Source organism: Pseudoalteromonas sp. OF7H-1, assembly GCF_022347825.1.
In the GTDB taxonomy this organism is placed as follows: Bacteria; Pseudomonadota; Gammaproteobacteria; order Enterobacterales; family Alteromonadaceae; genus Pseudoalteromonas; species Pseudoalteromonas maricaloris.
Genome location: NZ_JAKRFX010000008.1, coordinates 1 through 24,882 on the forward strand (window position 1 = coordinate 1; position 24,882 = coordinate 24,882).

Sequence of the window (24,882 nt, forward strand, 5' to 3'; positions counted from 1 at the left end):
TCAACTGCTTGTAACTCATGGTAACTACTCTTGTTTTTTGGCGATTACAGAGTACCACCAACAGGCAGTTGATCTCTCCTCACCGATTAACCATGAGTGGTGCACTTATTATCTGAATTCGGGTATCCACTCCTCGCCCAAAGTAGCCTGCCACATTAAAGATAAACTCGTCCGTTAGTACGATAAATCAGATATGAAATACTAGCGTTAAATCAACTAAAGTAGTGCCCTAACGAATAAAGCAATTTGTCTTTTGGCACATTTCCATGCTTTTTTCTAAATTTATCAATTACTTTTGCAGCGTAGCGATAGGTTATTCCAATATGATCTTCAATTTGCTTCATCGGTTTCCCCGAAACCAAGTATCGCATCACTTGACGCTCTGTATCGCTCATTTTTATATAATTGTCGTATAATTCAGCGACCAAGTTTGGATCTGAGAAAATTTTGCTGTTCAACGCTGAGCAAAATAATCCGATTTGTTCTTCATTTACCTGTACGAGGTGATTAAAGTCTTTATCACTTAAATTGCTATACAAAGTAACACAAGCGTAGCCTCTGTGGTCGCACATGAGAGGGACGACAAAACCGTTATTGAGACCAAATTCGTTTTTTGCATGGGTCAAGGTAGCAACTTGTAACTCTGTGGGGTTGAAACCATGTAGGTCCCGCCACCAGTTTATTGGATCTCGATGACCAGCAAGTATTTTAGCTACGAAGATATCTGTCTCAGGCTTAAAAATTTCATTTTCTTGATAGTACTTTAAATAATCCAGAGGGGCGTTTTCGGTGGCTAGTATGATAGGCATTTGGTTCAAGTGTTTAACAAATTCATGGCTTGGCAAAAAACCATAAATTGCGCTATCAAATCCGATATGTGAGATGGCACGATAAAAACTTGCAGTGTATTCTGCTTGATTCGAAGCATTCAACAAATCGACTAGATCTTGATAGCGCATTTTTATTTTCCTACTTTTTAGCTACGATTAAATTCATTGCACCATGAAAGTGAGTGCAATCTCTGTTTGTTACAGACAGTCCAGCTTGTTCTAGCCAACCTTCAACTTTATCTAAAGTATAAAACGAATGTTGGTATTGTGTGACAAATTGTAAATTCAATCTCTTAAAGTCTGCAACAGCAGGATTGCCACTAAATTGCGATTCATACAATTCAATCATCATTTCCATGTGAGATTTTGTCATGTTTTCATTGGGGTTTGCGATAATTAACAGACCACCCGGAGCAAGTAAGTTATAGCAGTGTTTAAAAACCAAAGACGGATTATCCATCGCGTAAACACTGTTTATTAATGTAATCACGTCGTATTGATGCGTATTAACAAACTCTTCTAGTTGGACATGAAATGCTTGAAATCGCTGTGGTTCTTTCAGTCTCTGCAGATTGGCGTTGGCTTTTTGCACCATATCAAGAGACGTATCTACACCGTGATAAGTAGAAACTTCACCATTGACAAAAGCGGCTAAGTTTCCATTTCCACATCCAGCATCCAGAACAACTCCTGACAACAGCGGAGAAATTGTATTATAAAGTTCAACTTGTGGTGGAGTAATAATAGAGTCAAATGCACTACTATATTCATCCCAATGAGATTTATTCATAATTTCCCTTTTAATTAGACTATCACTCTTATTAAAGCAAGATGATAAGTTTCGATTTAGGAAGCGAAGCCCCCTTTGCTTTATTTCTTTCGTTTCAACAACTAGAGCAGATATTTTTCTATCAACCCCAATATCATAGTTGCAATCATTTTTAATCAGTATAGCGTTAAATAACTTTTTATAAAAATCAACATTCCCTCTCAGGATAAAAAACAACCGCTCATAACCCATCTGTTGTGCTTTATCTAATAACAGGCCATAAACCACTCTGGTAATTGCGACATCTTTACTCGATATACTAAGCTGGCCGACAACTGCATCCTTTTTAGGGTCAAAACCATCACTTAATGATGCCCTTACTTCTTTCCAAACATCCTCATCTTCATACGCGCTGCTCAGTCCAAAAGTGGCTATTGGATTATGTGGAACTTGGCTTATATCACTAAGTAGGTATAGAGAAATACCTTTACCTAAGATTTTATCTTTAGTAACTCTGATAGCTGGAAAGTTTTCCACATAGTTTTCTTTCAACGTTTTAACTGCGACATCAATATTATTTAAATTACATGCTTCTATTTTAAAAGACATAGTAAATTCCTCTCATTCTGTTTTTAAAGGAGAGGTAAAATCTGTCTGCAGCCAGAGTTCACCTTACATCAGGCGTTTGCTTGTTTGCCCGATAGACATAAGGTTAAGGCGATAATGGCAGATGCCAGAGGCCGATATTTGGAAAATCCAAAAACCAATAAGCCATTTAATATCAATTAGTTAATGTATTAGGAAGGAAATAGGAAATAGATTGGAAGTAAAGAAAGGTGCTACTTGTAGCACTTGATATAAAAGGATCTCAAACTAGCTCTGTATTTTTACAAACGTCAGTTACAGACAACCCTCTGCCAGCTCTTTAGTCAGCAATCGTTTTGCTTGAAAGTTTTGCAGGTAAATATTGTAGTTCGATGTAATGGTTGAACTTAAACACCTTAAGCTGAAGGCTCGTGGTATTTGAGGGTGTCTCAATGAGCTATCGCTAACTCATCGAATAATGAACAAAAGTTCTCTCGATTTTCACTTCTGTTGATGGGGAGTATGCAGCAGCGCTGAGTGCGCTGCCCATTGGCTTAGTTGAAAGTTAGCCCAATAAACAAGCAACTCAGATTAGATAACACTTCCATTGTTATTTGCTTTCACTTCAAGTTTTACTACCTCACCTAACTCCTCAAGCCACTTAGGCGAGTTAGAAATTCTGGAACTCAAGTAGTCAAGTAACTGAGCTTTCATCACAGTTGTTGCTTCATATTGAGTATGAAACTGTTGTTTTTTCAGCGCTTCAAGGTGGGCGTCCAATGCATTTCTCAAAACATTAGGGTCCAAATCTAAAGCTTCATTAAACAGAACAATGTATTTTTCTCTCGCTCTTTGAATATTATCTTGAGTATCACGGTAATTCTTGACCAAGTTAGCCTTTGGGTTCTCTTTGGTTGACAAATAGTTACCAAGGATCTCAAGCTGTTTCAAATCATTCGAAAGGTCCGCTGCAAGAGCTGAAAGGTTACTTACCAAAAGGCTGCTTTTTTCCACTAAGTCTTTGTTTACTCCAGCTTCGACAATCATCACGATATGTGACGGCTGCCCTTTCACATTTTTCAGCTTAATGTAAAACATTTCATTGTTTTCATAGACATCAGAGTCAGGAATAATTGGAATATTTATTGATTTTTGCACTTCACCAGGCTGGAACTGTAAAGCAATATCAAGGGCTCGATAGTCCTCAGCTGCTTTTGCAGTACCATCTTCTGTTATTAACTCAATCTGTTGTACTAAATCAATGTTGGCTGTTCGATGAAGAGTAACTTCCACGACAGCACTAGACTCTTGAACTTCAGTCTTCACACCAGAAAAAGTAATATTTTCATATTCTTTAGGAAAGAAATATGGATAAGACAGCGCTGCTAATGTTGATAAACAAAGTACCCAACAAAAGGAAGTAACAAACGAAAAATGCCAACGTGCAAACAGTAATGGCTGAGCACAAACACCACACTTGTTGGCATATGATTTAGTAAATAACTTATGCGCCCGAGCATTACTACAGTGTTCTATATTGCTGCAATAATATTGTGCTTTTATTGGTTTAATCGACATCTACATTACTCAAAGTATCATATCTATTTCTTGTGCTAGTGATTCAAGCTCACTCTCTAGCTGGTTTAGCATTTGCTGTTGTCGTGATTCGCTTGCCGCTTCTTGAAATTGTCTCAAGACCTCCTCTCGACTCAGGCCGAGCCATGGGTAACGTGTTTTCAACTGGCTAATTTTTGTCTGATTAATACGCTCAAGACCTTTGTATGTTTCTATCTTACCCAGCAACGCATCATGGCTTGCAATTAAAGCGTTTAACTTCTCACTTTGTATTACTATCAACTGCGTTAGTTGTACCTTGTCACTTTCAAGCTCTTGATTTTCTTCTTCAATCGCATTCATTTGAGCTTCGATATCCACTACCCTTCGGTTTAGCTGTGCCTGTCGTTGCTTTGCTTTTTCTTCGCTCCATCCATACAACCCACCAGTTGTTGGATCACCTGTCGTCTCACAACCTGATAGCAAAGACAAAAACAAGCAATATATAACCCGCTTCAGCATTAGTATAATTTCCGTCTATCTAATGAAGCTAGCTGGGCTTGCATGAGTTCTAGCTCGTTCTTTTCAGCAAGAAGTTGTTGAATAACCGTTTCACTATGTGAGGCTAATTGTACAGAAACTGTTTCTCTTTCTTGTGCCAGCACATCCTTTTGGTACTGAATTTCTTCAGTCAATATCTCGACTAACTTAGCTGACTTGGAAACCGCTTTAGACAAGCTATCTTTTTGCGTTTCTAAGCCACTATACTCAGCACTGCGTTTTTGAGACTCTGCCTCAATGCTTTCTAACTGCGCGGTATAACCTTCTATTTCCAAATGAATTTTTTCTCTTTCATTTTTTGCTGCGATAAGTTTCTCTTGTGCCCCTTTAATCACATCTTGCATATATAACTCAGTATTAGCGTAATCCTGCTTCTTCTTAACCACACTCTTGGCATAAAGATCACCGGCAACAGCACCAATCAATGCACCAATCATAGCGGCTTGCTTATTGTCACCTAACACCAAACCAAGCGCACCACCAATGAGTGCACCTGTCGATGCACCCTCAGCTCGAGTTTTAGTGTCGTCAGTCATTGCACACCCGGATAGCAAAGCTGTCATGATTGAAGCAGCAACAAGGTTTTTTCTACTTTTCATCGTTCGTTTCCCACTGGTTATTGGATTTAGTAAGTACATCAGCTAATTCTTCGATATCGCTCGAGGCATGGCTGTTAGGGGCAGGCAGTAGCTCTTCTATGGTCGACTCTTTAGTATTTAAATGACGGTAATCATTTTCGATACGCTCTTTTTCTTCTAGTAAGTCCTCAAAATCATCGCTGTCGCGCAGGAAACTCAACCTTCTTTCTGTAACTTCGTCTGCCAGCTTTTGCTTTTCGTCTTTGCTTTGTTTTAAATCAACTAAACGCTGCTCTAAACGCATACTATCGACATCGGCAATTGATTTGAGCTTACGATCTCTACTATCAAGCTGCGCTTGGATCAGGCTTTCGTCTTTAATTTCTAGTCTTTCAATCAGTAGATCCATTCCTCGACTGCGCCTCAACAGAGCCGATACCTCACTGAGTAATTCATCTTGTAACTTTGCGTTATATTCACGTTTGTTTACCCAAAGCGTAATGGAAGGGATAAGTAATGTTGATGCCTTGAAAAGCCTAATAACTTCCTGTTTTATATCTTCTAGTTCATTCTCAATCGCCAATTTTTTACAGACTCTATCGTCATTCCCTTTAAGGGCTGTGTTAGTATGACGCTCAGGAGAATCGATTCGGTAACCAAAATCCCATTTTTCAAACGTTTCCCAACTATGTTCACCACCGGCATCACTGACGACTAGACCGAGCACTTCAAATGCGCCACTGAATGAATACTCGGCACCAATCCCGTCTTGTCCACCAAAAAAATGCTTAAATTGGATTGGTATTTTTTTACCTCTTAGCTCTTCAAGCCTCATGGCATCTTCAGATTCAACTGCCATAAGTGACTTAATACTTACCACCAAGCCATGTTGTTCACTTAATCGTTTGCCAATCTCATCTTCAAGTTGAGGCCGGATTAATTCTTCAAACTGACTTAATGCTTTGTAATGATTAAACTTGTCATTCAACATCACTTCTTTGCAAATGTCGTGTACTAATACTTTTATTCTGTCGAGAATTTGTGCTTGCGTTATCGCTAACAAATCAATCTGATTGTCGTTTTCACTACTTGCAAATAAGTGACGGTATTTTTCAAACTCTCCTTCTTTCGCCTTAACTTCCATGCGAATATTTAACCGTACACGGCTACCAAACATCCCCGTTTTAAATGCGCCATCTTCTTTATCAAACGTGAGCATCAACCCATTCAATAACCTCAGCGGAGCAATGTTTGGTAATGTATGAAATGAGTTAAGTTCATAACCAATTGCAGTAGCTTGTTGCTTAACACTATTTTTAACCTGATCGGAGATAGAGACGTCTTGACTCGTTGCCGTTTTGAAGTTGCTCAGCAAATCCATTTCAGATTTGCCCAAAATATGCTGACGGATTGCTCTATCAATACCCGCTTTCATGTGTGCTACCACCCCCTCGATATCGCTAATTTCAGACTTGCGATAGGCTTGGTAGTTATTCAATGTCATTTGACATTCGGACGTTACTTCTAAGCCCGTTTCTTTAATCTTGGTACTATATTTAAATTCGGCATATCGCTCTGGTGCGTTACGCAGTGTGAAGCCAATATTAAAATCCATTCCTTTTAATTCTTGCTGCATTTGCTCGCACACCGACGTGTTTAATTCACTGCTTTCTCCACGCTGTAGCTCTAGCTGATAAAACTCATCTAATAAGTTGCTATTTTGTGAGTCCAAGCATTTCTTATACATTTTCGACATGCAGTGATGCAGGTGCTTATCTATTAAATTAAATAATCCTTTTTCCGGCGTGCCGGACATACTTAAGATTTCGACTAACTTATGCGCTTCAGTTTGATCTGTAATTTTAAGCTGAAAGGTAGCGTAAAACTCTAGTGCAATCTCACTTGCACCTTCATGCCATTCAAATGGAATTTTGCTAATGACGATTGGTTTTGTATGAGATTTAACAAAGAAATATTCATAATGTTTCTTATTAAATAAATCAGATAGCAAACCTTGCTTGGTTACGATTTGGTTGGTTTTCTTATTCCAAGTGACAACAAACCCCTCTCCATGAACTCTCGGATTGTGAAAGTTAGTATCGACTTTTCTGATTAAGTTGCTCAAATTAGAGATGCTTTCATGCATGGTAGGATTCTCTTCTAGGTTTTTTAAATTGTTTAATAGCTTCGCTTAACACGCCTTTTTTTAGCTTTAGTAGCATCCTCTGCTCTTTATCTGATCTACAATTTCTGTACTGATCTATCGCCTTGTCTCGCTGAATTCTTAAATCCGCTTTAATTTGCTCGTACTGTTTTCTGGTGCAAGTAATGGCAAACAATTGATTCAATCGTTTGAATTTTTCATCCAACTCCGTAAGCATCATGTCGTAATGCTCATATTCGCTTTCATCGGAGACATATTGCGTTTGGATCAGCGTTTGTTTTATATAAATTGATGCAGTTAAAAATGCAGTGATATTTCTCTTCTTTAGGCTTTCATTCAAACTAGGCATCGCTAGCAGTTGGTAAATTAACTCTTCCGCCCCCTCTTCAAACATTAACGTAATCAAGTAAAAGGTGGCCTTATCATCAAGTTGATTATTTCCCTCTAACACACGATGCATAAGGCTAAAAACAAAAATTCTTACAATCATTAAAGTTAAAACACACTTTTCACTATCGGAAGGTATATTTTTTAGTATTTTTAATAAGTGAGATGCATCTGCATATAGATAGCCAGAAAAATAGTAACGAAGCACTGCAAATCCAGGGCGCATATTATTATCATAAAACCCAAGTTCAGAGTTTTTAGAAAACACATACTCCAATGACAAAACTTCAGATTCACTTTCAAACTCAATTGAATAAGCTAGAGTATTAAATAAAAAATAGAGGTGATTTTTGAAGTCATACACCTTCGATTTAAGATTATTTTCAAAGGTTGACTTAAACTCTGGAACCCAATTATCAATATGAATTTCTAAGTCTGATATAGATATTAGACCTTTCTCTTTTTCTTCCACTTGCCATAGTAGTTGACAAATAAATTCATCGATGGCCAACTTGAATCTATCTTGATAAGAAAGCGCCCTAACAAACGAAATAAAATGAATTATTTTTGAATTTTGGCACTGACGATATCGCTCAAAAACTTTTAATAGGTAATCACTATTAATAGTAATTACCCCAACTTCAGAAAGCTTTAAGTAGAAGTAGGCAAGGTCTGAAAAAAGCGCATCTATATCAAGGAGTTCATTTGTTATATCCTGATCAAAAATGACTTCTTCAATAATTGCAGAGAGTACGGCTAGTTGGAATGGGTTGTTTGTAAGCAACTTTTCTCGATATACGCTCGCTTGCTTAATCGAGCTTAGCCGGATACAACAAGTACCTAAACCCGACGGTGATGTGAGCTCAAGCCCAGCTAATTTCAAAAATGCATCAGGATCTTGCTGCCAACGAGCATAAGCATGAGTTAACGCTTCTTCTCCTTCTCCCACTTCTTTAGCTTGATCTAATTTATGGTCAAATGCTTTAGCTATGACATTTTGAAACAACACCAGTGGCATGTTGTTAAACCAACAAGTTAGTGTAATAACTAAACAGTCCAACCAATCGTCGTTATCTAGTGCTGCTACAGGTAATGAGTCATGTGTAAAGTGAACTGCAGGCTGCCAATAACCAAGCATGGAACTTACAGAGTTGAAACGCAGGTATTCTTGGATCCTTCTAGGACAATCACTATCGCCTTTACTATCCAATACCATAAGCAGCGTCGCCTTACGTGCTTTTAGTTTAGACGTCAGTGCATTTAGATTTTCACGGGTTTCGATAAAGCGCTCGAAACTTTCTAAGTCTTCTACTGGCTGCCTAATAACATAAGCGTGTTGACTTTCTACGTAAGGAAATTTTGAATCTAAGTACTCAGTTATTCGACATGAATTATGACGTATGTAGTAAGATGATATGTCGGTGTGCTGTAAAGCAGCAGCGATAGCCTCTGAGAGATAAAAGGCATTCTCGTTATTTTTTTCAATAATCAGCCAGTTGTGACAAACGAGGAAATTGTTAAGTTCGGCTAACTTGATGTCATCTAAAATGACCTCATTACTCGCAATTTTTGGAAACGTTCTTAACTGAAGTGCTTCATACTTCAGTGGTTTCTTATCAGCATTTGAGAAATAGTTATTGACCTGAACATCTCTATTCCCTTGGATCACAGCTTCTTCAAACGTACTACTGTCAAATTGGCTTAGTTGCTGCGGAACATCATCATCATATGCATTGGTTTCGATGCCAATGCTTGAACCAACCTCTGCTTCCTTTGGATCAGCACTCATATAAAATCACTTTTAAAATTTTAAAAACGGGAGCAATTAAGCCTTAAGAGCTTCAAATAGCGAGTACTTCGCTATGAAAGATACAAGCTTCTTAACTAGCTTAAATTTACAGGGTCAAACCACCCCTTATCGGAATTTAAGGTTACCTTTAGTCTTTAGCACCAAAGTTAAGCGTAATGTCCCTATTACCAGTGATGACATTTGGTGCATTCGCCCCGCCGTTAAAGGTACACCCTTGAAACTGAGCATTGCTTTGCTGGCCATTTTGATTTGTAGGGTCTGAGTGGTGGTTGTTTTGTTGATTTTCTATTCGCTTTTGGTGGTATTCCAGCGCTTCTTCAGGCTCAATATTAAGCGCAGTCAATAGATTCTTTAGCTTACTTACCGTCGATGACGAGAGTGGCGCTAAACTGGCTAAGTAGCCTTCCGTCTTATAATTGCGAAGACTTCTATCACTCATGTAAGCACTGTCTGTAACTTGCTGTTCGGACAGTCCTTTTTGATTAATCTTCTCAACAATCAGCTGCCTTAAAGACTCTAATTGCACCTCATCCGCAAAGTTATAAACTTGTTCCATTTCGCGCTCCTTACCCTTAGGCATACCAAAAAATCTCATTTACCGGTCTAAAAAACCACATTTAGATTACATTTCTATACAATTAGAGCACAATTTTCAAATATAATTTCACTTTGTTACTCAAATATAAACAATGAAAGTAACCATCATTAGGTTACCTGCATCATTGTGAATTTTACGTAACCTTGCTCAACAAAATAAAAAAACGATTTAAAATCATTACAATAGAAATTAAGACCATGTTAAGCAACATCAAACACTCTCATCTAACAAGCAAGAGTTAGCACTGTTTACTAGTTCAAACAGGTGCGTCAAGGTAGAAATAACCACCCTTAACGGAGTTTTTAAAAGACAATAAAGTTAAGAAAAATTAACAAAAGGAGTTAAATATGAAATTTCTACCAATACTGAGTGTTATCGCTTTATCTAGTTACTCACTCAAATCAGAAGCTAACTTCACGCTACCTACTCATGACGCTATGACTAGCGCCCCTGTTAATGCCATCAATTATCAAACCTTTAGTAATACTGATGGCATTATTGGGTCAGGTGTTGATGTGTATAAAATCAGTTATAGCGGCGGGGCCGACGATTACGTGATAATTGTTAACTTAGATAGAGGCGGACACCCACTAATAATTAGCTCTGAAAAGCATTCTGTGACCAACTCCTGGATGATGGGAGGAAATTCAAACCAAGATAGTACCCCATATTATTACTTCAAAGCAGCCAGCGGATACGGATTTCATGATGCTTTAAAAGCGTTAGACACTGATCTGGCTCAATCATATGTCGGTTTCACTAACTTAAGTTACTTTGGCCCAGTTAGTTCAAACATAGGTGAAAAGAGAGGGATATTATTTCCTAGCCGCTCGCATTCAATTTGGATGGACGGAGGAGAATTAAAACATTCCTTTTATCATGAAGATTCTGGGTATTACGAGGATAGTATTGACAAAACTTGGGGCTACGCTCTTGATAATTTAGCTAAGCTTGAAATCGGTGGCGGTAAAGCATTTGTAGGGCGTGTTGATGAATTTGATGATGTCACTTCCTTCCAACCCAATGATTCAAGAGATTATTTTGCAGCATTGACTGACTTAGATAATGCAACATATCGGCGCAGTAATTTAGTATCTTACGCATATGCCTTTACTACCAATCATTTAAGTTCCATAAAAGGATACAACTGCAGCTTTGGAGGTGGTTATCCAAGAGGATTTGTCGGCACAGTTGATGCTGATAACAACCCAAGAAACAAGCATGAAAAGCTAGTCATTCTAGTAAGCCAGTGTCAAAATTATGGATACGCGAAGGATGTGCTAGAGATGTATGGACTCAATATGTCTAACGTGATGACTCTAGACAGTGGAGGTTCTTTAAAGTTGTATCTAAATGATTCGAATAGTAAGAAAATAGATTATGGCCGTACAATTCCTAATATACTTGCATTTTTTGAGGATTAACAAAGTAGCCACTCAATTGCTACTGTAAATAGAAAAATCGCTCACTACTCAAGTAGTTTTCGTGGATTTATTCAGATTCTACCGATGACTACTTGTTCCTGCTCACTTATACTCATAGCCTTCCCCCAAAGCGCAAGAGAAAATATACATCCTCGATGTGCTAGCCCAAAAGGCTTTCCATTTGTACTGCCCACAGCTCTTTAAACCAGAGAGAAAGCATGGATTGTATTAATTCGAGTTACCCAGCTCAATTAATCTCCACTAAGCTAAAACTGAATGAAGCATACGGTATAGCAACCATTCGTTCAAACAGGCCTTTCACATTAAAACTCACCATAAATTCAGTTTTCATTCCGTTTAGATTCCTATCATTTCCTTCAAAATCAATAAATTAAATGCAAATCTATAAACACCAAAACAAACCAGATGAGGTGAATATGAAAAAGCTTATTGAAATTTTTATGAAAACAAATCAAGAAAGACAGATAGGAGAATCAAAAATGACTAAAACTACATTGTTAAGAAATGGTTTCTGCCAATATTCTTTGCCAAATTTCAACGTTGGTTCACTACAAGATATTGAGTTGTTACTGAAACAGGTGGAACCTGAATTAGGCTTAGACACTTATATTCCATCCGGCCAAAATGCAAGAGGTATCGTGCGTTATACCGTCAAGGACGCTAACACATACCTTATCAATCCCGAGGATAGACAAGGAGGTCAATATTATGTTTACGGCTTATCTCAACAACTAAACCCGGACGCAGGGGGTAAACAAAGGTGGTTCAAAGCAATAACACATTGCACTGACGGTACATTGATTTGCAACCACCCAGTGATCACAGCGCTGACTGAATTTTTGATCCAACATTCAATTTCGGCACCGTCGTACCATGTTGAGCATCAGTTTATTGGCTATTATCCGACACCTTACGCGGATTGCTTGGTAACCCCAAATACGCTTCATTTCGACGGGTTAAGTCATCAAACAATTACCTCAATCCTTACGCTGGCCAGAGAGAATGTATCAGGCGGGGAGTTTGTGATAGCTGACGGTGTCGCGGTAAACACCCCTATAGATAATGTTAGTACCCAAGATCTTCGGCTCTTTACTGAATTACCTGTGGGGTCAGGAGTGATTATGGACGAGTGTCAACGTGGTACTTCCCGCCCACTTTGCCATAGTGCAATGGCGACAAGAATGGAGAATGCGCAACAAAATACCGTCTCTAAACGAATAATCTTAGTCTCAGAAGTCACGCCTATTTGGCACTAGAAATTCAAAGGGCTCTTTTATAGAGCCCTTTTCAATATAGCTGATTGTAGAGGATAGCTTTTCTATAGCTCGAGTATTACGCCGCAACCCGTCCTTTATGGATCAATCGCTCACATAGCGCCTGCCACTCATCGGTTTGTTTTTTGCCTTCAATTCGGCGACCAAACAGCGTTAATACAGTCTCGCGATTGGCATCAAAAAACTCAATAGAGGTAACCACAGTATTGCCGTTATCCGTGGGTTTTCTGACCACGAACGCACGGGTTAGGTCGTCTGCTTTTATATGCAGGTTAAACTCAGGATCTAATACGTTAAACCAAGGGCCAACTTGTTTGAGGTTTTCAACCTTTCCAGAGAAGATCTGTACCGCACCTGGATTGCCAACGAATACCATAATCTCTTGCTTAAACATGTTTGCTTGCTGAAATATATCTGCAAGGTCAAAGCTTTGTAGCTCAAAGCTCCATGGTGAGCCAACGATTTCAAGGGCCTGCAAGCGTTCAAGGTTGTATGTCTCTAAAAGCTTTGGAAAATGATGGACATCATTTAACTCGCCCCACTGCGACCTAAAATCATCTAGCTGCGCAGTACTCAAGTCCTTAATATTAGTATCTAGGACTTCAAAAGGCGTTACATCCAACTCGTGACTATGTGTTAGCTGGTAGCGTGCTTTAAGGTTCACAAACTCGTTAAAGTCGGCATCTGCTGTCATATATACCTTATGTACAGCCCGACCGTTTTCATCGAAAAATTGAAAACTAGTATGCTTATCCGTTTCAACAAGAAATACACTTTTCCATTTGTGCAAGAAAAGCCGCAGATCAATCCCTCCTGGATTGATGGCCACGGCACTAAGTTTGTTACTGTGCCCTGTAACATAGAGCTTTTCATACAAACCAGTTATCTCGCTCACCACAGAGCCATTTCTAGTCAAAGCCATCACTTTTCCAAGCTTTTTAAATCCTTTTAATAAATCCGCGATTTTATGCTCATCTAATCTGGTAACTCGAGACGTAACAGGCTCATCCAGCTGTGCGTTTAGCAACTCAGCTTCACTCACACCTAGCTGCATAGCCGCAACAATGGGCCTAATGTTAGGCTCTCCGATTAGTAGCATTTTATAATCTTGAATAAGTTGTTCCATATTTCCTCCACAAGGAACCTAGCTTAACCACCCATTTGGCAAAGAAAGAAGACAAGTTGTTGATTTACAGTGCTCACATATATAGACGCAACATCATCCGCTCAAACCACGTACCAACTTTGCAAATACCATGAAGCCCAAACCAAATGAAAATGAGAATTAATATCAAAACAATACTAGCAATTTATTTTGTCTAATGAAAGTCCACACAGATTAAAACATTTCTACTCAATCAAAAGCACTCGTGTTCGATCGAATATGCAGGCTGGCATGCCAACTCGCTTAACTCAGCTTCCAATTTTGAGGCAAGAGAATCTTGTCGATAACACCGCTACCGCGTCCTGCTATCGCCAAGGTACCTACATCCATGTAGGCAAGGCGAAAATTTTGCTATTTAGTTTTTCTAAATGAGAAATTTTTAACGCCGTAAGCGTCAGATTTGCTCCTTAAAATTGAGCAAGTATTAAGGCTAATTGGTACTAGTTACCTCCTAAATTGATGCGCCTTTTACCGGGCGCAAACACAAAATAGCAAGACTAAACAAGGTAATAGCAAGCAGCGTCATCGCAGCCACACCAAGGCTATAAGCAAAACCCGCGACGGCAGACCAGCTCGCTACACCAATGTGCATCATGCTCATAGCCAGTGAGATAAGCACACCGCGATGTGCAGGCGAAAGCTCTGAAATATATGCCTGTAATGCCGGAGCCCCGATACCGCCAGCCAATGCCCAAAGTGTCATCAAAAAGTATAACGGTATGAGAGAGGTACCTTGATACCAATAAAGACCGCTACTGGCGATGAGGCAAACGACCAATGATGCACGCATTACCTGCCGTCCACTTTCAAAATGGGTTGCGAGTTTTGGCATCATCAGGTTTCCAGCAACGCTCACTAAGCCTAATAAGGCATACAGTACACCAATAAACCACACTGACAGTGCTTGTGTATCTCGTAAATGCTGCCCCACCAAATTGAACAAACCAATACCACCACCTAAACCAATACACATGGTAAGTAACGCGCCAACAACACCGGGGATTTGCCATAGCTTGACCGATATCTTGGTGCCTTCTCCAGCTTTGTCATTTGGGATCGCACGGTGGTTTACGGTAAGTAATAATGCCACAACCCAAGTGGCGATCCCGAGCGCAACAAAAGCCGCTCGCCACGACATTAGATGCGTTAAAAACGCGCCAAACGCAGGACTTGAGATCATGCCAAGGGTTAAGCCTGCTTGCACCCAACCGATCCGCTTTAGCGCATCTTCACCAGAGCTTGCCGCGATGGCAAATGCAATCGGTAGCATGCCAGCACTGGCAATACCTGTGATCACACGAGCAAATAAGCCCCACTCAAATGAAGTGACCAGCCCTGTCGCGATAGAGGCACCACCAAAAACCACGATTGCAGGTAAGATGATAGCGCGGCGCCCTACTTTATCTGAGAGTGCCCCAAATAGCGGAGCCACAATCGCAAGGGCAACGCTGTAAGTGGTAATAAACAGCGTAACTCGTTCAGGCTTTACACCTAATTCGAGTCCAATAGGCTCAAGAATAGGCCCAAGCATCAGCTCATCGGCCCCAACTAAAAACGCAATAAAGGCGAGTAATAAAGTCAATAACATCTCATTACCCCTTTTTTGCGCAGCAAACGTTTACCTTGCAGGTGTTCAGCAAAGCAAAAGAAATAAAGCCAACATTAAGCTTGTGTTTGTATGAGTCTATACCTGACGTCATCAGGTCATTTAAAAGCAAATTCATTAAATTACATCCATAAAAAACGGGAGATCGGCTGTAATATCGACCTCCCGTTTCAAAAAATTTCGAAAACGTGTGCCACTGAATTTCGGGCACAAAAAAGCCGACGATGAAGTATCATCACCGGCTTCGTCTTTCCAATCATCAGATACACTGCCGCTGTCCACCTTTATTCAGGTAGTCGCCAATGTCTCTGATGAAGATTTAGAAAGTAAACTCCGAGCAACACTTCATCGTGTTAATGCGCGGAGCAAAGCCTTCTAACAAAATTCTTAAATAGGATGTAAAACATCGTGGAAAGATCCAAATTAAAATCGCGCGCTAATCTATACGATGTTGATTAAGTAGTCAATAATCCAAACTAAGATACATCAACACCACGGTGTACTACCCCTTATCCCTAAGCGCAAAGCGGTAAACACCTGCGATCAGCAAACAAATGGTTATAGGCAACCACAGCGCCTGAAAGTAAAACTTGTTATAAAGCCAAGCGCCTAACACGCCGCCTGCCACAAACCCTGAGATTATCAACACAAACAGTTTTGCTTTTCTGGTATCCAGTGGCTCGCCTCTACATAGCGCCCCAATCATTAGTCCTAGGTCGGTGAATATTCCTGTTACATGGGTTGTCCTCACCACAGCTCCACTGTACGTGGTGGCTAATGCGTTTTGTAGTCCACAAGCTGCAGAGGCAAAAAAGTGACCATAAAATGAGCCTTGCATCAGTAATACGAGAGACACGGTAAGCAAAATAGCTTCAAGTATCAGCGCGGTATCGTAATGTTTGCCAAGCCTTAACGTGGTGCCATGCAGCAAAAACCCCGCAAGTGCAGAGCCAAGCAAGAACGCGAGTAACACTCCAAATAAGTGCAGGGTTTCTTTAAGATTGTCACCTAAAAAACTGGTTCCGAGCATAGTCGCAGTGCCGGATAAGTGAGAAACGGATTGATGCTCGAAGCTAAGTAGGCCGATTGCATTCACAAATCCTGCGACGAGCGCCAATATAAAAGCGCCGATCTCAACCCATTTTGGTAACTTTGAGATCATCTCTTCGCCATAGGATGATCAGGGTTTAGCTGCAATAAGTCCCAGCGGTTGCCATAGAGATCTTCAAATACAGCAACCGTGCCATAATCTTGCTCTTGTGGCTCGCGAATAAACCGAATACCAATAGACTTCATACGCTCATAATCACGCCAGAAATCATCGGTATTTAAAAATAAAAATACCCGTCCACCAGCTTGATCACCAATAAACTTCTGCTGCTCTGGCGTAGAAGCTCTGGCAAGTAGTAACGCCGTACCATGAGAATTAGGCGGTGCCACCACCACCCAGCGTTTATTTTGCTCGGGTTGATAGGTGTCTTCTATTAATTCAAAACTTAGTTTATTGACGTAGAAGTCGATGGCTTCATCGTAGTCTTTAACGACGAGCGCAATATTGACAATATTTTGTTTCATGATGAGGGCAACCCATAGCCTCTTGCCATAAGTGCAGCAAGTAGCGGTAAAACTAAAAGTAACAGCATTTCTAGCCTTTTAATGACGATGATGCGCTGGGGCACAGACAAATTAGCTGCTGTTGTCTTACGGTGCTTCAATAAAAACACAGTCGGAATGATAGATAGTAAAGCGATTAACAAAAATAGTCCGACTTTGGCATGGAAAATCGGATTTTTAGTGTAGAACTCACTGGGCTTGCCAACTGCAAACCATAGCGTTAACCCTGCGCCAAGGGTTACAAGCGCACTGACACCATACAAACCATCAACTACCGCTAACCGCTTAATGCTCTGACTACTCATTGATTTGGAGAGTAGCACGTTTTCAATCGCGAGCGTTGATGCCAAAAATAAAATACCGATAAAATGAATATATCTAACGACTACCTCTTCCATGCTATGCCCCAATTGCTATTTTAGTATCGATAAAGTGTGTTGTTTTCTTCTAAAAAGTTCACCAAAGGCAAAAACAGAGGTTGCGGCAATTCATCAAGCGAAAACCACTGCCATTGTTTGCATTTATTTGGCTCTTTAACTTCTGCATCATGAGTATCGCACCTTGCCATGACAAACAAAGTGACATAATGTTTCTGCTCATCGGCAAAATAATCATTTGTAAAACCAAGCTTTTCAACGTTTACAACATCTAGCCCCGTTTCTTCATACACCTCTCTTATTGCGCATGCCTCAATGTCCTCTCCATACTCTAAATGGCCACCCGGCGTTGCCCAAGTATGTGCGCCATGAGCACCGATGCGCTCACCGAGCAAAATTTTATTATCATGCATTATGACCACGCCAACCCCGACGCGTACAACTTGATCCATCATTTTTCCTTTAGGGCCTGTTTACCTTTCAAATTTGTTTTTGCAGCAGTTTGATTGGTATTTATACAAGGCAGAGCCTGCGTAGCATAGTTGTTCTATGTGAGTCAGGCGAGAACACAGTAGAAATGCCAATCAAGCGCTGCCCTTTGGGTTCACCTGAGTGCGCTTTGTTCATTGTTGCTCAACTTTTACCTAGATTACTAGGCGGCAAGTCGAGCGTCGCGACCAAAACCCACTCAGGAGAACAAAAATCAAACAGCAAAGATCAACAGGCCCTAGTTGTTACTGCAAATATTGACTCGCTGAACTTATTATTCAGGATGATTTAAACACCTCGAGCTCAGCAAGTTTAGCTTCTAGTACCTTAGTGTTTTCATTTTCATGACGGAGCGTCATTTTTTCCGTACCTGACATCAACTCACTCCCCGGTAATGGGGCGTCATCAGCTCAGTGCTATTTCTTTCGCCCCGACATAAAAGGCAGAATAAGTAGAGAAAGGATACACAACCACATCGTTTCCAACTTTCGTTCCTTGTAAATTTTTAACTCGCAGTGTACCGCAAACCTTCACCTAAGTACTATCTTCACACTCCGACTTTTACGTTAAGCCCGCCAAGATTTCAAGCGCATGTTTTCTATCACTTAGCTCGTATAAATCGTTGGTAAAAATAAACTCATCGACCGCTAGCTCACGTTTAATCATACTGAGTTTATGATGGACCGTCGCGGGGCTTCCAACCACAGATAGGCCTAAAAAGCTGTCGACTTGCATTTGCTCTTGGGCATTCCACAGCCCCTCCATCGAATCAACGGGGGGTTTCAGCCATAACGCCTGACCTCGCATCAACGCTAGGATACGCTGTTTTGACGTGGTAGCTAAATACTGCGCTTGCTCGTCGGTATCGGCTGCAACTACCGGTAAGCCAAGCATTACATAAGGTTTATCTAACACCTTTGATGGTTGGAAATCGCGGCGATAAAGTGCGATAGCATCATGCACGAATCGTGGCGCAAAGTGACCCGCAAATGCATAAGGTAAACCTCGCTTTGCGGCGAGCTGGGCACTATAAAGACTCGAACCAAGCAACCAGATTGGTACCTTGGTGTTTTCACCCGGAATAGCACGCACCGAGGATTTACCATCATAAGGACCGAGTAAGGCTTGTAACTCAGCGACTTCATCGTCAAATTGTTCTGCACGTCTGTCATCGCGACGCAGTGCTCGGCTGGTAATCGGATCGCTGCCAGGCGCGCGCCCTAATCCCAAATCAATACGCCCCGGATAGAGGCTTTCTAAGGTGCCAAACTGCTCAGCGACGACTAACGGTGGATGGTTTGGCAACATCACGCCACCCGCCCCCACCCGAATATTGCGAGTATGTCCGGCAATATGCCCTATCAATACGGAGGTTGCTGCGCAGACAATGCCACGCATATTATGATGCTCAGCCATCCAAAAGCGTTTAAAGCCAAGTTCATCCGCTTTTTGCGCATAAGCCACGCTGTTAGCGAGGGTTTGTGAAACGGTATCTCGCTCTTTCATCGGGCTTAATTCGAGCAAAGAAAATGGCATGTTAGCAAGTGAAGTCATAACAATCCTTAACGGTTTGAGTTACACCATAGAGTAAGGGTTGCTACTTCTATTTCAATCCGAAATCCCGCACTACATTGTTGCTGATTCTCGACTGGTTATGAACAGTCAAGCCATTAGCCCAACGTTAAAAGGCCTGATTTCCATGGATCCACGTTTGCGTAACTTTGGTCGCTTTTATTTCTTCGAATGATATATTGAATAGATTTTGGTCTAACACAATAAAGTCAGCAAGCTTTCCAACCTCAAGACTTCCAACAATGTCTTCTTGTCGCATCGCGTACGCAGCATTTATTGTGTAGGCTGCGATTGCTTGTTCTAATGAGATTGCTTCAGGCTGTCGAGTAATTGCATTCGCGATACCGATAAAAGGATTAAGCGTACTCACATTCCAATCGCTGCTCAGCGTGAGCATCGCACCATTTTCACTTAGGCTTTTAATTGGAACCAAATGATCAGCCCGCTCGCGGCCTAACAGTGGTTGCATTTCTTGCCAATGATGCGGTTGAGTAAATTCTCCTGCGACTTGTGCATCAGCTATCACACTCAGCGCAGAAAACCTCTTGTAATCTTCAGGATCAACAACTTCTACATGTGTAAGGCGATGCCGAGCAGCTCCTTTAGAGGCTGCTTCAATAGCATTTAACGCTTCATGTATTCCTCTGTCGCCAATTGCATGAATGTTAAAGTCAAAGCCACTAGGCTCCAATGCTTTTATATATTTCTCTAATCGAGCTTGGGTAAAATAATTCACTCCACGGTTACCATCGAGCTCAAGCCAATCTACTTTATAAGGCTCTTTCATTGCCGCAGTGGTATTCACCAAAATACCATCCATGTAAAACTTTATTTGGTCGACTTTTAATAAGCTATTTGGCGTCGTATTATAAAACGATTTAAGCGCTCTAATTTGGCTTTCATCACTTGCTTCTGGATAAGCCCATAAGCCCAAGCTGACTCGCATCTTCAAAACACCATCCGCTTGTAGCTTTTGCCAAGTATCTAATTGGCCGCGTTGCCAATATACGCGAGCATCACTAATAGATGTTATTCCGTGGCTTAAAAGCATAGGCTGAGTATATTCAACAAAGCCATTATAGTTTTGGCTCTGCTCATCTCCTAAAGATTGCATTGCAAGATCCATAGCAATATTGCCCGCGTTGTCATACAAGATGCCATTCAGCTCTCCGGCATTATTTCGGCCAATAACCCCTCCTATCGGATCACGGCTGCTCGCATGTATGTTAGCCAACGAGAGGGCTTTGGAGTTTACCCACATTGAATGTGAAGTTTGCTCCATGATAATGACTGGTCGGTCTGGGATTACCTCATCAATTAAAGCTTTAGGCGATATATCGAGATCAAGTAAGGTATCTATATTATGACCATAGCCGATTAACCAAGCTGCATCAGGGTTTTCGCTTGCAACTTGGTAAAGTGCATCCTGATAACCATCTATTGTGTCGTACTGCGCAGCTGTAAAATGCGTTGCATCTGACGCTGATTCCAATGGGTGGATATGGACATCATGAAGGCCTGGAAGTACCATCTTACCTCCTAAATCATACACATTTGTTTTTTTACCAATATAGGACTGAGCTCCTTTGTCATCACCTAAATAAACGATTTCGCCATCCTTGATCGCCATGGCTTGGGCCCAAGGCTTGGATTGTGTAACAGTGTAAATAGCAGCGTTACTAAACACTTTGTCTGCAAACTGGGGATCTGAAGGTTCTATTTGAGTTGTTAGCGTATTATTCTCTCCACACCCAGCTAATACACAGCTCAAAGCTATCGCGGTAAATGTGATCATCGTATCTCGCTTGTTCATATCGCTCTCCTAAAAGTCCTCCTAGTATAGCTATACTTAGGTAACCAAAAGGTAACCACCATTCTCATATTTTAGTCGCTAAAACATTTCAGGTTCGCTAGCATAGAGGAAGCAACAGACAAAACCGCGTTTTTATGATTATTTTATTGGTTGAAGATGATCGCCAGCTCGCTACCATCACCGCAAATTACCTCAATGATGAAGGCATTGAGGTTGATTATGCAGACAGCATTTCTAGCGCTAAAGTCATATCGTCAGAACAACAATATGATGCAATTGTACTGGACTTAGAACTACCAGACGGTTTCAGCTTTGAACTTGCCCGTGAGTTTTCAATAAGCCACAAACAAACTCCCATTCTCTTTCTAACCGCGCAGCACTGTATAGAGGCAAAGTTGCGTGCGTTTGAGCTTGGTGCACTTGACTATCTCACTAAGCCCTTCGAACTTGCCGAGCTTAGCGTAAGATTAAAACTACTTGGGCGAAAGCATCACCCCCAACCGAGTGAAATATTTCACCTTGATACCCTCACGGTGGACTTAAGTGCCCACATTGCAACTCGCGCGTTGAGGCCAATCACATTGTCACCACAACAATGGTGCTTATTGAAGCTTTTGATCCGGCACTCCCCTAACCCAGTATCAAAACACACTGTAATAGAACATGTCTGGCAACATGATGACGTTTCGCCTGATATGTATAAGTCACTTTTAAGTCGATTACGAAAAAACCTCAGTCAAGGTCATGAATTGGAGTTATTTCATACCATAAAAGGGGTTGGAGTCCTGCTGGATGCAAAATAGCACACTATCCTTAACAACATATCTCACTAATCGGTTAGTGGGGATATTTATAATTATTAGTCTCATTTTTTTCAGTACCACAATGGTGATTTATTGGTTTGGACTAGATGACACCGCAGAGTTTTACCTTTATGAGGATGCGCACGAGTTTCAAATACAACAGCAAGAAATTGATACTAGATTTCGAACAATGACTCAAACGCTTGGTAGCCTGAATGAACGCGAACAGAATAACTTTAATCATGGCGTTCCATGGGAACAACCGACCCTGATCAGTGAAAATGGCTTAGATACCTATTATCTTAAACTCCCCCCTCTACATAACACCCCTGCACTCTATGTGTTGCATCGTTTCGAACAGCATCAATCCCTAGATATAAAGCCTCTATTATTCACTGTAACTTCAATGATGCTCTGCGTTTTAGCCATAGTCATCTTTTTTGTTTTACGAAAAGTGAGGCAACAAACGCATTACTTTAGAACAAATATCGAGCAACTAGCGAGTCACCACACTATCATTTTTAGTGAATTAGCCCTTGCTCAACAAGCGATACTTGATGCGGTGACAGAACAAAAAAATGCAGTGAAGCGTGAATATGAATTTGCTAGTTTTTTAAGTCATGAGATCAGACAACCGCTCACGTTAATCGGACATCAATTAGCAAGGTTTGACCAACTTGATATGTTACCTCCACCCAGCCTATCGCTAATAGATGCGCTAAAACATGCTCAGCGCGATACGACTCAATTATGCGATACAATTCTGAATTTATGGCAACCGCAAGACTGCAATGTGTCCTCTAAAACGAAAATGAACCAAACGCTACTAGAGTGGGCAAACACCAGTGATGCAGATATTCAAGTTGAGCTTCTTGCTCCAGAACACTATTTACAACTAACTAAACCCGAATTAGCCTTGTTACTCAAACAAATAGAAACTAACTTTAATAAGTACGGTATTGCACCACTTAAAGTCACAGTTCATTCGCAGTATTTACAGTTTGAAAACGCCATCAATGAGGAGCTATTCCACCAGTCCAGTCACGGTATAGGGATGTTTATCATCAAAGCCATAGCTAAAAAAGCAAATTGGCAACTAACCTCTAGTCAGACTGAGTTTACGTTCAGTTTGAAGCTCACTAAACTATAAAAGTGACGCACTTAGCTGCTGAATCATGATAGCTCATCCAGCATTTGGCCAAGACAACTGTTACTACAGCGAATTTTTCGTACTTACAGGTGTTTCTAAGCTCGCTAGTTGCTTCTTTGCAGATTCGAGGTTAGGGTCAAGTACAATTGCCTGTTTTAAAATCGCCTTTGCACGTTTTAGTTGATTATCGGCAATCAGTGCCTCTGCGAAACTATCTAACCCATTGGCTGAACTAGGGAATGCTTCAACGTTTAGCTCAAATGCAGCAATAGCAGCGGCATTTTTCTCTTCTCCCAAAAGCGCATATCCCAAGTCATTCAACTGCGCTTCTGAAAAATCATAATTGTTATACCTATCGGCCTTGAGGCGATTATATTGACTTCTCGCCTCAGCAGGTTCCCCTTGGGTAAACATCTTATAAAGAACTGCTGAAATAGGTTGTTTCACTTGAGGGTATGGTTTCATCGCTAAAATGGCTTCTACCGCTTTTTCATTCTCATCAACAACGTCATCTTGACCATTATTTGTTAATAGAATAATAGTTCTATTATCATCCAATTGATGGCTGTAAATCGACTTAAAACCTCGCCAGTGGCCACTGTGGCCAAACTTGGGATGATCATAGGCATCAGCCTTTAACATGAATCCATAACCGTACTGTTTAGTGTTGTTGTCTAATGTTTTGGTCGGCTGCAGCGCTTGCAGCCAAGTTTCCTTCGAAATAAGTTTATTATTGCTTAACGCTAAGTGCCACTTATACAAGTCCTGAGTCGTTGAATAGATCCCGCCCATCCCCTCAACATCAAAGAAAGGAATTTGATCAAAGGCGCGCTTCTTATCATTTAAGTGACGACGAAACCCATATGCACGAGTTGTTATTTTCTTTTCCGTCAACTTGGTTCGACTAACTGTATAATGCATACCAAGGGGTGAAAATACTTGCTGTTGAAGAAACTGGCTATACGGCATTCTAGATACTGACTCAATGACTTTTGCAAGTACAACATAGCCAGTATTACTGTATTTAAATTGCTCACCCGGTTTAAACATTAATGCAGGTTGCTCACTCAGCAGCACACTCAATAAAAAACTTTGATCAAGGCTGGAGTCCACTTTTCCTTGACGATACAAGTCCGAGATATAAGGCATCATATCTGGCACACCAGAAGTGTGGTTTAATAGCTGATTGATTTTAATATCTTTATATGGAAAGTTAGGAATATATAAATAAACGGGATCTTCAAATTTCAGTTTGCCTTGCTCTTTAAGCATCATGATCGCGATAGCGGTAAACTGCTTTGAAATAGAACCAATATCAAACTGATGTTGAGTCCCTAGCAGCTCTTCACTAGCGTGACTAACCTCTCCCATCGTTCTTTGGAAAAGTATGGCGTCATTTTCTGCAACTAAGACACTGCCATTGCATAACTTTATTTGTTCGCAGTGTGTAAAGTAAGCTTCTAACAATTGTACTCGGTCATCTTCAAAGCTTTGCACATTCATACTATTCAACATTAATACGGTTGAAGTAATGGCAGACAAGACAAACTTTTTCATAATTAATCCTTGTTGTTTTTATACATGTTGAGTCAATCAACTTACACGCCAAAATATATAGCTATAAAAAACAATAGGTTAAATATAAATTCCTTCAACTATTACGTTGATGGTGTATCGAAAGTGGGACATTCTTATAAGACTTGTAGCACTTCCGGAACACCGCAAAATACACTTTACA

The 24,882-nt window shown here is 40.7% G+C and carries 22 protein-coding genes; 5 read left to right on the plus strand and 17 right to left on the minus strand.

Annotated features, from left to right (window positions below; genetic code table 11):
- Positions 1-212 precede the first annotated feature (212 nt).
- The 8 genes from MHN30_RS11285 to MHN30_RS11320 form a co-directional block, all read right to left on the minus strand.
- Positions 213-959: an autoinducer binding domain-containing protein gene (locus tag MHN30_RS11285; protein WP_239359645.1), complete on the minus strand. Its 747-nt coding sequence runs from the start codon at positions 957-959 to the stop codon at positions 213-215.
- A gap of 10 nt (positions 960-969) precedes the next feature.
- Entirely contained in the window at positions 970-2,208 is a 1,239-nt protein-coding gene (locus MHN30_RS11290) for a class I SAM-dependent methyltransferase (protein ID WP_239359646.1), read from the minus strand.
- A gap of 567 nt (positions 2,209-2,775) precedes the next feature.
- On the minus strand, positions 2,776-3,762 hold the full coding sequence (locus tag MHN30_RS11295) for a Calx-beta domain-containing protein (protein ID WP_239359647.1): 987 nt from the start codon (positions 3,760-3,762) through the stop codon (positions 2,776-2,778).
- 9 nt (positions 3,763-3,771) lie between these two features.
- The gene (locus tag MHN30_RS11300) at positions 3,772-4,260 is read right to left on the minus strand and encodes a hypothetical protein (protein WP_128727492.1); all 489 of its coding nucleotides are present in this window, start codon (positions 4,258-4,260) and stop codon (positions 3,772-3,774) included.
- Entirely contained in the window at positions 4,260-4,898 is a 639-nt protein-coding gene (locus MHN30_RS11305; protein ID WP_161568693.1) for a glycine zipper domain-containing protein, read from the minus strand. Before MHN30_RS11305 ends, MHN30_RS11300 begins: the two co-directional genes overlap by 1 nt.
- A complete protein-coding gene (locus MHN30_RS11310) occupies positions 4,888-7,023 on the minus strand; it encodes a hypothetical protein (protein ID WP_130165802.1) in 2,136 nt (711 codons plus the stop codon). The genes MHN30_RS11305 and MHN30_RS11310 overlap by 11 nt, the downstream gene beginning before the upstream one ends.
- Positions 7,016-9,217 (minus strand): hypothetical protein, encoded by a 2,202-nt coding sequence (locus MHN30_RS11315; RefSeq protein ID WP_239359648.1) that lies wholly within the window; start codon positions 9,215-9,217, stop codon positions 7,016-7,018. Before MHN30_RS11315 ends, MHN30_RS11310 begins: the two co-directional genes overlap by 8 nt.
- 148 nt (positions 9,218-9,365) lie before the next feature.
- A complete protein-coding gene (locus tag MHN30_RS11320; RefSeq protein ID WP_130165800.1) occupies positions 9,366-9,794 on the minus strand; it encodes a hypothetical protein in 429 nt (142 codons plus the stop codon).
- Between the two features lie 389 nt (positions 9,795-10,183).
- Between MHN30_RS11320 and MHN30_RS11325 the strand changes: the two genes are divergently transcribed.
- Both MHN30_RS11325 and MHN30_RS11330 read left to right on the plus strand, forming a co-directional pair.
- Positions 10,184-11,260, plus strand: a complete 1,077-nt coding sequence (locus MHN30_RS11325; RefSeq protein ID WP_130165799.1) for a hypothetical protein — start codon at positions 10,184-10,186, stop codon at positions 11,258-11,260.
- Between the two features lie 500 nt (positions 11,261-11,760).
- Positions 11,761-12,537, plus strand: a complete 777-nt coding sequence (locus MHN30_RS11330) for a 2OG-Fe dioxygenase family protein (protein ID WP_165384133.1) — start codon at positions 11,761-11,763, stop codon at positions 12,535-12,537.
- Between the two features lie 76 nt (positions 12,538-12,613).
- Here the strand turns inward: MHN30_RS11330 and MHN30_RS11335 are convergent, their stop codons facing one another.
- Both MHN30_RS11335 and MHN30_RS11340 read right to left on the minus strand, forming a co-directional pair.
- On the minus strand, positions 12,614-13,681 hold the full coding sequence (locus tag MHN30_RS11335) for a ChuX/HutX family heme-like substrate-binding protein (RefSeq protein WP_130165797.1): 1,068 nt from the start codon (positions 13,679-13,681) through the stop codon (positions 12,614-12,616).
- A gap of 490 nt (positions 13,682-14,171) precedes the next feature.
- Positions 14,172-15,308, minus strand: a complete 1,137-nt coding sequence (locus MHN30_RS11340; protein WP_239359649.1) for an MFS transporter — start codon at positions 15,306-15,308, stop codon at positions 14,172-14,174.
- Between the two features lie 208 nt (positions 15,309-15,516).
- Here MHN30_RS11340 and MHN30_RS11345 point away from each other — a divergent pair, with 208 nt between their 5' ends.
- Complete coding sequence (locus MHN30_RS11345) at positions 15,517-15,705, plus strand: hypothetical protein (protein WP_239359650.1); 189 nt, start codon at positions 15,517-15,519, stop codon at positions 15,703-15,705.
- A 123-nt stretch (positions 15,706-15,828) separates the two neighbouring features.
- Here the strand turns inward: MHN30_RS11345 and MHN30_RS11350 are convergent, their stop codons facing one another.
- From MHN30_RS11350 to MHN30_RS11375, 6 genes are all read right to left on the minus strand, one after another.
- Positions 15,829-16,488 (minus strand): YoaK family protein, encoded by a 660-nt coding sequence (locus MHN30_RS11350; RefSeq protein ID WP_130165794.1) that lies wholly within the window; start codon positions 16,486-16,488, stop codon positions 15,829-15,831.
- Entirely contained in the window at positions 16,485-16,901 is a 417-nt protein-coding gene (locus MHN30_RS11355) for a VOC family protein (RefSeq protein ID WP_130165793.1), read from the minus strand. Before MHN30_RS11355 ends, MHN30_RS11350 begins: the two co-directional genes overlap by 4 nt.
- Entirely contained in the window at positions 16,898-17,338 is a 441-nt protein-coding gene (locus tag MHN30_RS11360; RefSeq protein WP_130165792.1) for a DUF2214 family protein, read from the minus strand. Before MHN30_RS11360 ends, MHN30_RS11355 begins: the two co-directional genes overlap by 4 nt.
- Before the next feature lie 20 nt (positions 17,339-17,358).
- Entirely contained in the window at positions 17,359-17,769 is a 411-nt protein-coding gene (locus MHN30_RS11365) for an NUDIX hydrolase (protein WP_130165917.1), read from the minus strand.
- Positions 17,770-18,367: 598 nt separating this feature from the next.
- Positions 18,368-19,360 carry an LLM class flavin-dependent oxidoreductase gene (locus MHN30_RS11370; protein ID WP_239359651.1) on the minus strand — a complete coding sequence of 331 codons (993 nt, stop codon included), beginning with the start codon at positions 19,358-19,360 and terminating at the stop codon, positions 18,368-18,370.
- 127 nt (positions 19,361-19,487) lie between these two features.
- A complete protein-coding gene (locus MHN30_RS11375) occupies positions 19,488-21,191 on the minus strand; it encodes an amidohydrolase (RefSeq protein WP_239359653.1) in 1,704 nt (567 codons plus the stop codon).
- Positions 21,192-21,325: 134 nt separating this feature from the next.
- On the opposite strand from MHN30_RS11375, the gene MHN30_RS11380 reads away from it, so the two are divergent.
- Positions 21,326-21,994, plus strand: a complete 669-nt coding sequence (locus tag MHN30_RS11380) for a response regulator transcription factor (RefSeq protein ID WP_239359654.1) — start codon at positions 21,326-21,328, stop codon at positions 21,992-21,994.
- Positions 21,995-22,076: 82 nt separating this feature from the next.
- Positions 22,077-23,144, plus strand: coding sequence for a hypothetical protein (locus MHN30_RS11385; RefSeq protein WP_239359655.1), 1,068 nt, complete (start codon positions 22,077-22,079; stop codon positions 23,142-23,144).
- Positions 23,145-23,207: 63 nt separating this feature from the next.
- On the opposite strand, the gene MHN30_RS11390 is transcribed toward MHN30_RS11385, so the two are convergent.
- On the minus strand, positions 23,208-24,701 hold the full coding sequence (locus MHN30_RS11390; protein WP_130165786.1) for a serine hydrolase: 1,494 nt from the start codon (positions 24,699-24,701) through the stop codon (positions 23,208-23,210).
- Between the last annotated feature and the right edge of the window lie 181 nt (positions 24,702-24,882).

Bases quoted from the DNA above. Each gene is read 5' to 3' on its own strand.
- MHN30_RS11285 (WP_239359645.1), bottom strand. From the start codon at position 959: ATGCGCTATCAAGATCTAGTCGATTTGTTGAATGCTTCGAATCAAGCA.
- MHN30_RS11290 (WP_239359646.1), bottom strand. From the start codon at position 2,208: ATGTCTTTTAAAATAGAAGCATGTAATTTAAATAATATTGATGTCGCA.
- MHN30_RS11295 (WP_239359647.1), bottom strand. From the start codon at position 3,762: ATGTCGATTAAACCAATAAAAGCACAATATTATTGCAGCAATATAGAA.
- MHN30_RS11300 (WP_128727492.1), bottom strand. From the start codon at position 4,260: ATGCTGAAGCGGGTTATATATTGCTTGTTTTTGTCTTTGCTATCAGGT.
- MHN30_RS11305 (WP_161568693.1), bottom strand. From the start codon at position 4,898: ATGAAAAGTAGAAAAAACCTTGTTGCTGCTTCAATCATGACAGCTTTG.
- MHN30_RS11310 (WP_130165802.1), bottom strand. From the start codon at position 7,023: ATGCATGAAAGCATCTCTAATTTGAGCAACTTAATCAGAAAAGTCGAT.
- MHN30_RS11315 (WP_239359648.1), bottom strand. From the start codon at position 9,217: ATGAGTGCTGATCCAAAGGAAGCAGAGGTTGGTTCAAGCATTGGCATC.
- MHN30_RS11320 (WP_130165800.1), bottom strand. From the start codon at position 9,794: ATGGAACAAGTTTATAACTTTGCGGATGAGGTGCAATTAGAGTCTTTA.
- MHN30_RS11325 (WP_130165799.1), top strand. From the start codon at position 10,184: ATGAAATTTCTACCAATACTGAGTGTTATCGCTTTATCTAGTTACTCA.
- MHN30_RS11330 (WP_165384133.1), top strand. From the start codon at position 11,761: ATGACTAAAACTACATTGTTAAGAAATGGTTTCTGCCAATATTCTTTG.
- MHN30_RS11335 (WP_130165797.1), bottom strand. From the start codon at position 13,681: ATGGAACAACTTATTCAAGATTATAAAATGCTACTAATCGGAGAGCCT.
- MHN30_RS11340 (WP_239359649.1), bottom strand. From the start codon at position 15,308: ATGTTATTGACTTTATTACTCGCCTTTATTGCGTTTTTAGTTGGGGCC.
- MHN30_RS11350 (WP_130165794.1), bottom strand. From the start codon at position 16,488: ATGATCTCAAAGTTACCAAAATGGGTTGAGATCGGCGCTTTTATATTG.
- MHN30_RS11355 (WP_130165793.1), bottom strand. From the start codon at position 16,901: ATGAAACAAAATATTGTCAATATTGCGCTCGTCGTTAAAGACTACGAT.
- MHN30_RS11360 (WP_130165792.1), bottom strand. From the start codon at position 17,338: ATGGAAGAGGTAGTCGTTAGATATATTCATTTTATCGGTATTTTATTT.
- MHN30_RS11365 (WP_130165917.1), bottom strand. From the start codon at position 17,769: ATGGATCAAGTTGTACGCGTCGGGGTTGGCGTGGTCATAATGCATGAT.
- MHN30_RS11370 (WP_239359651.1), bottom strand. From the start codon at position 19,360: ATGACTTCACTTGCTAACATGCCATTTTCTTTGCTCGAATTAAGCCCG.
- MHN30_RS11375 (WP_239359653.1), bottom strand. From the start codon at position 21,191: ATGAACAAGCGAGATACGATGATCACATTTACCGCGATAGCTTTGAGC.
- MHN30_RS11380 (WP_239359654.1), top strand. From the start codon at position 21,326: ATGATTATTTTATTGGTTGAAGATGATCGCCAGCTCGCTACCATCACC.
- MHN30_RS11385 (WP_239359655.1), top strand. From the start codon at position 22,077: ATGGTGATTTATTGGTTTGGACTAGATGACACCGCAGAGTTTTACCTT.
- MHN30_RS11390 (WP_130165786.1), bottom strand. From the start codon at position 24,701: ATGAAAAAGTTTGTCTTGTCTGCCATTACTTCAACCGTATTAATGTTG.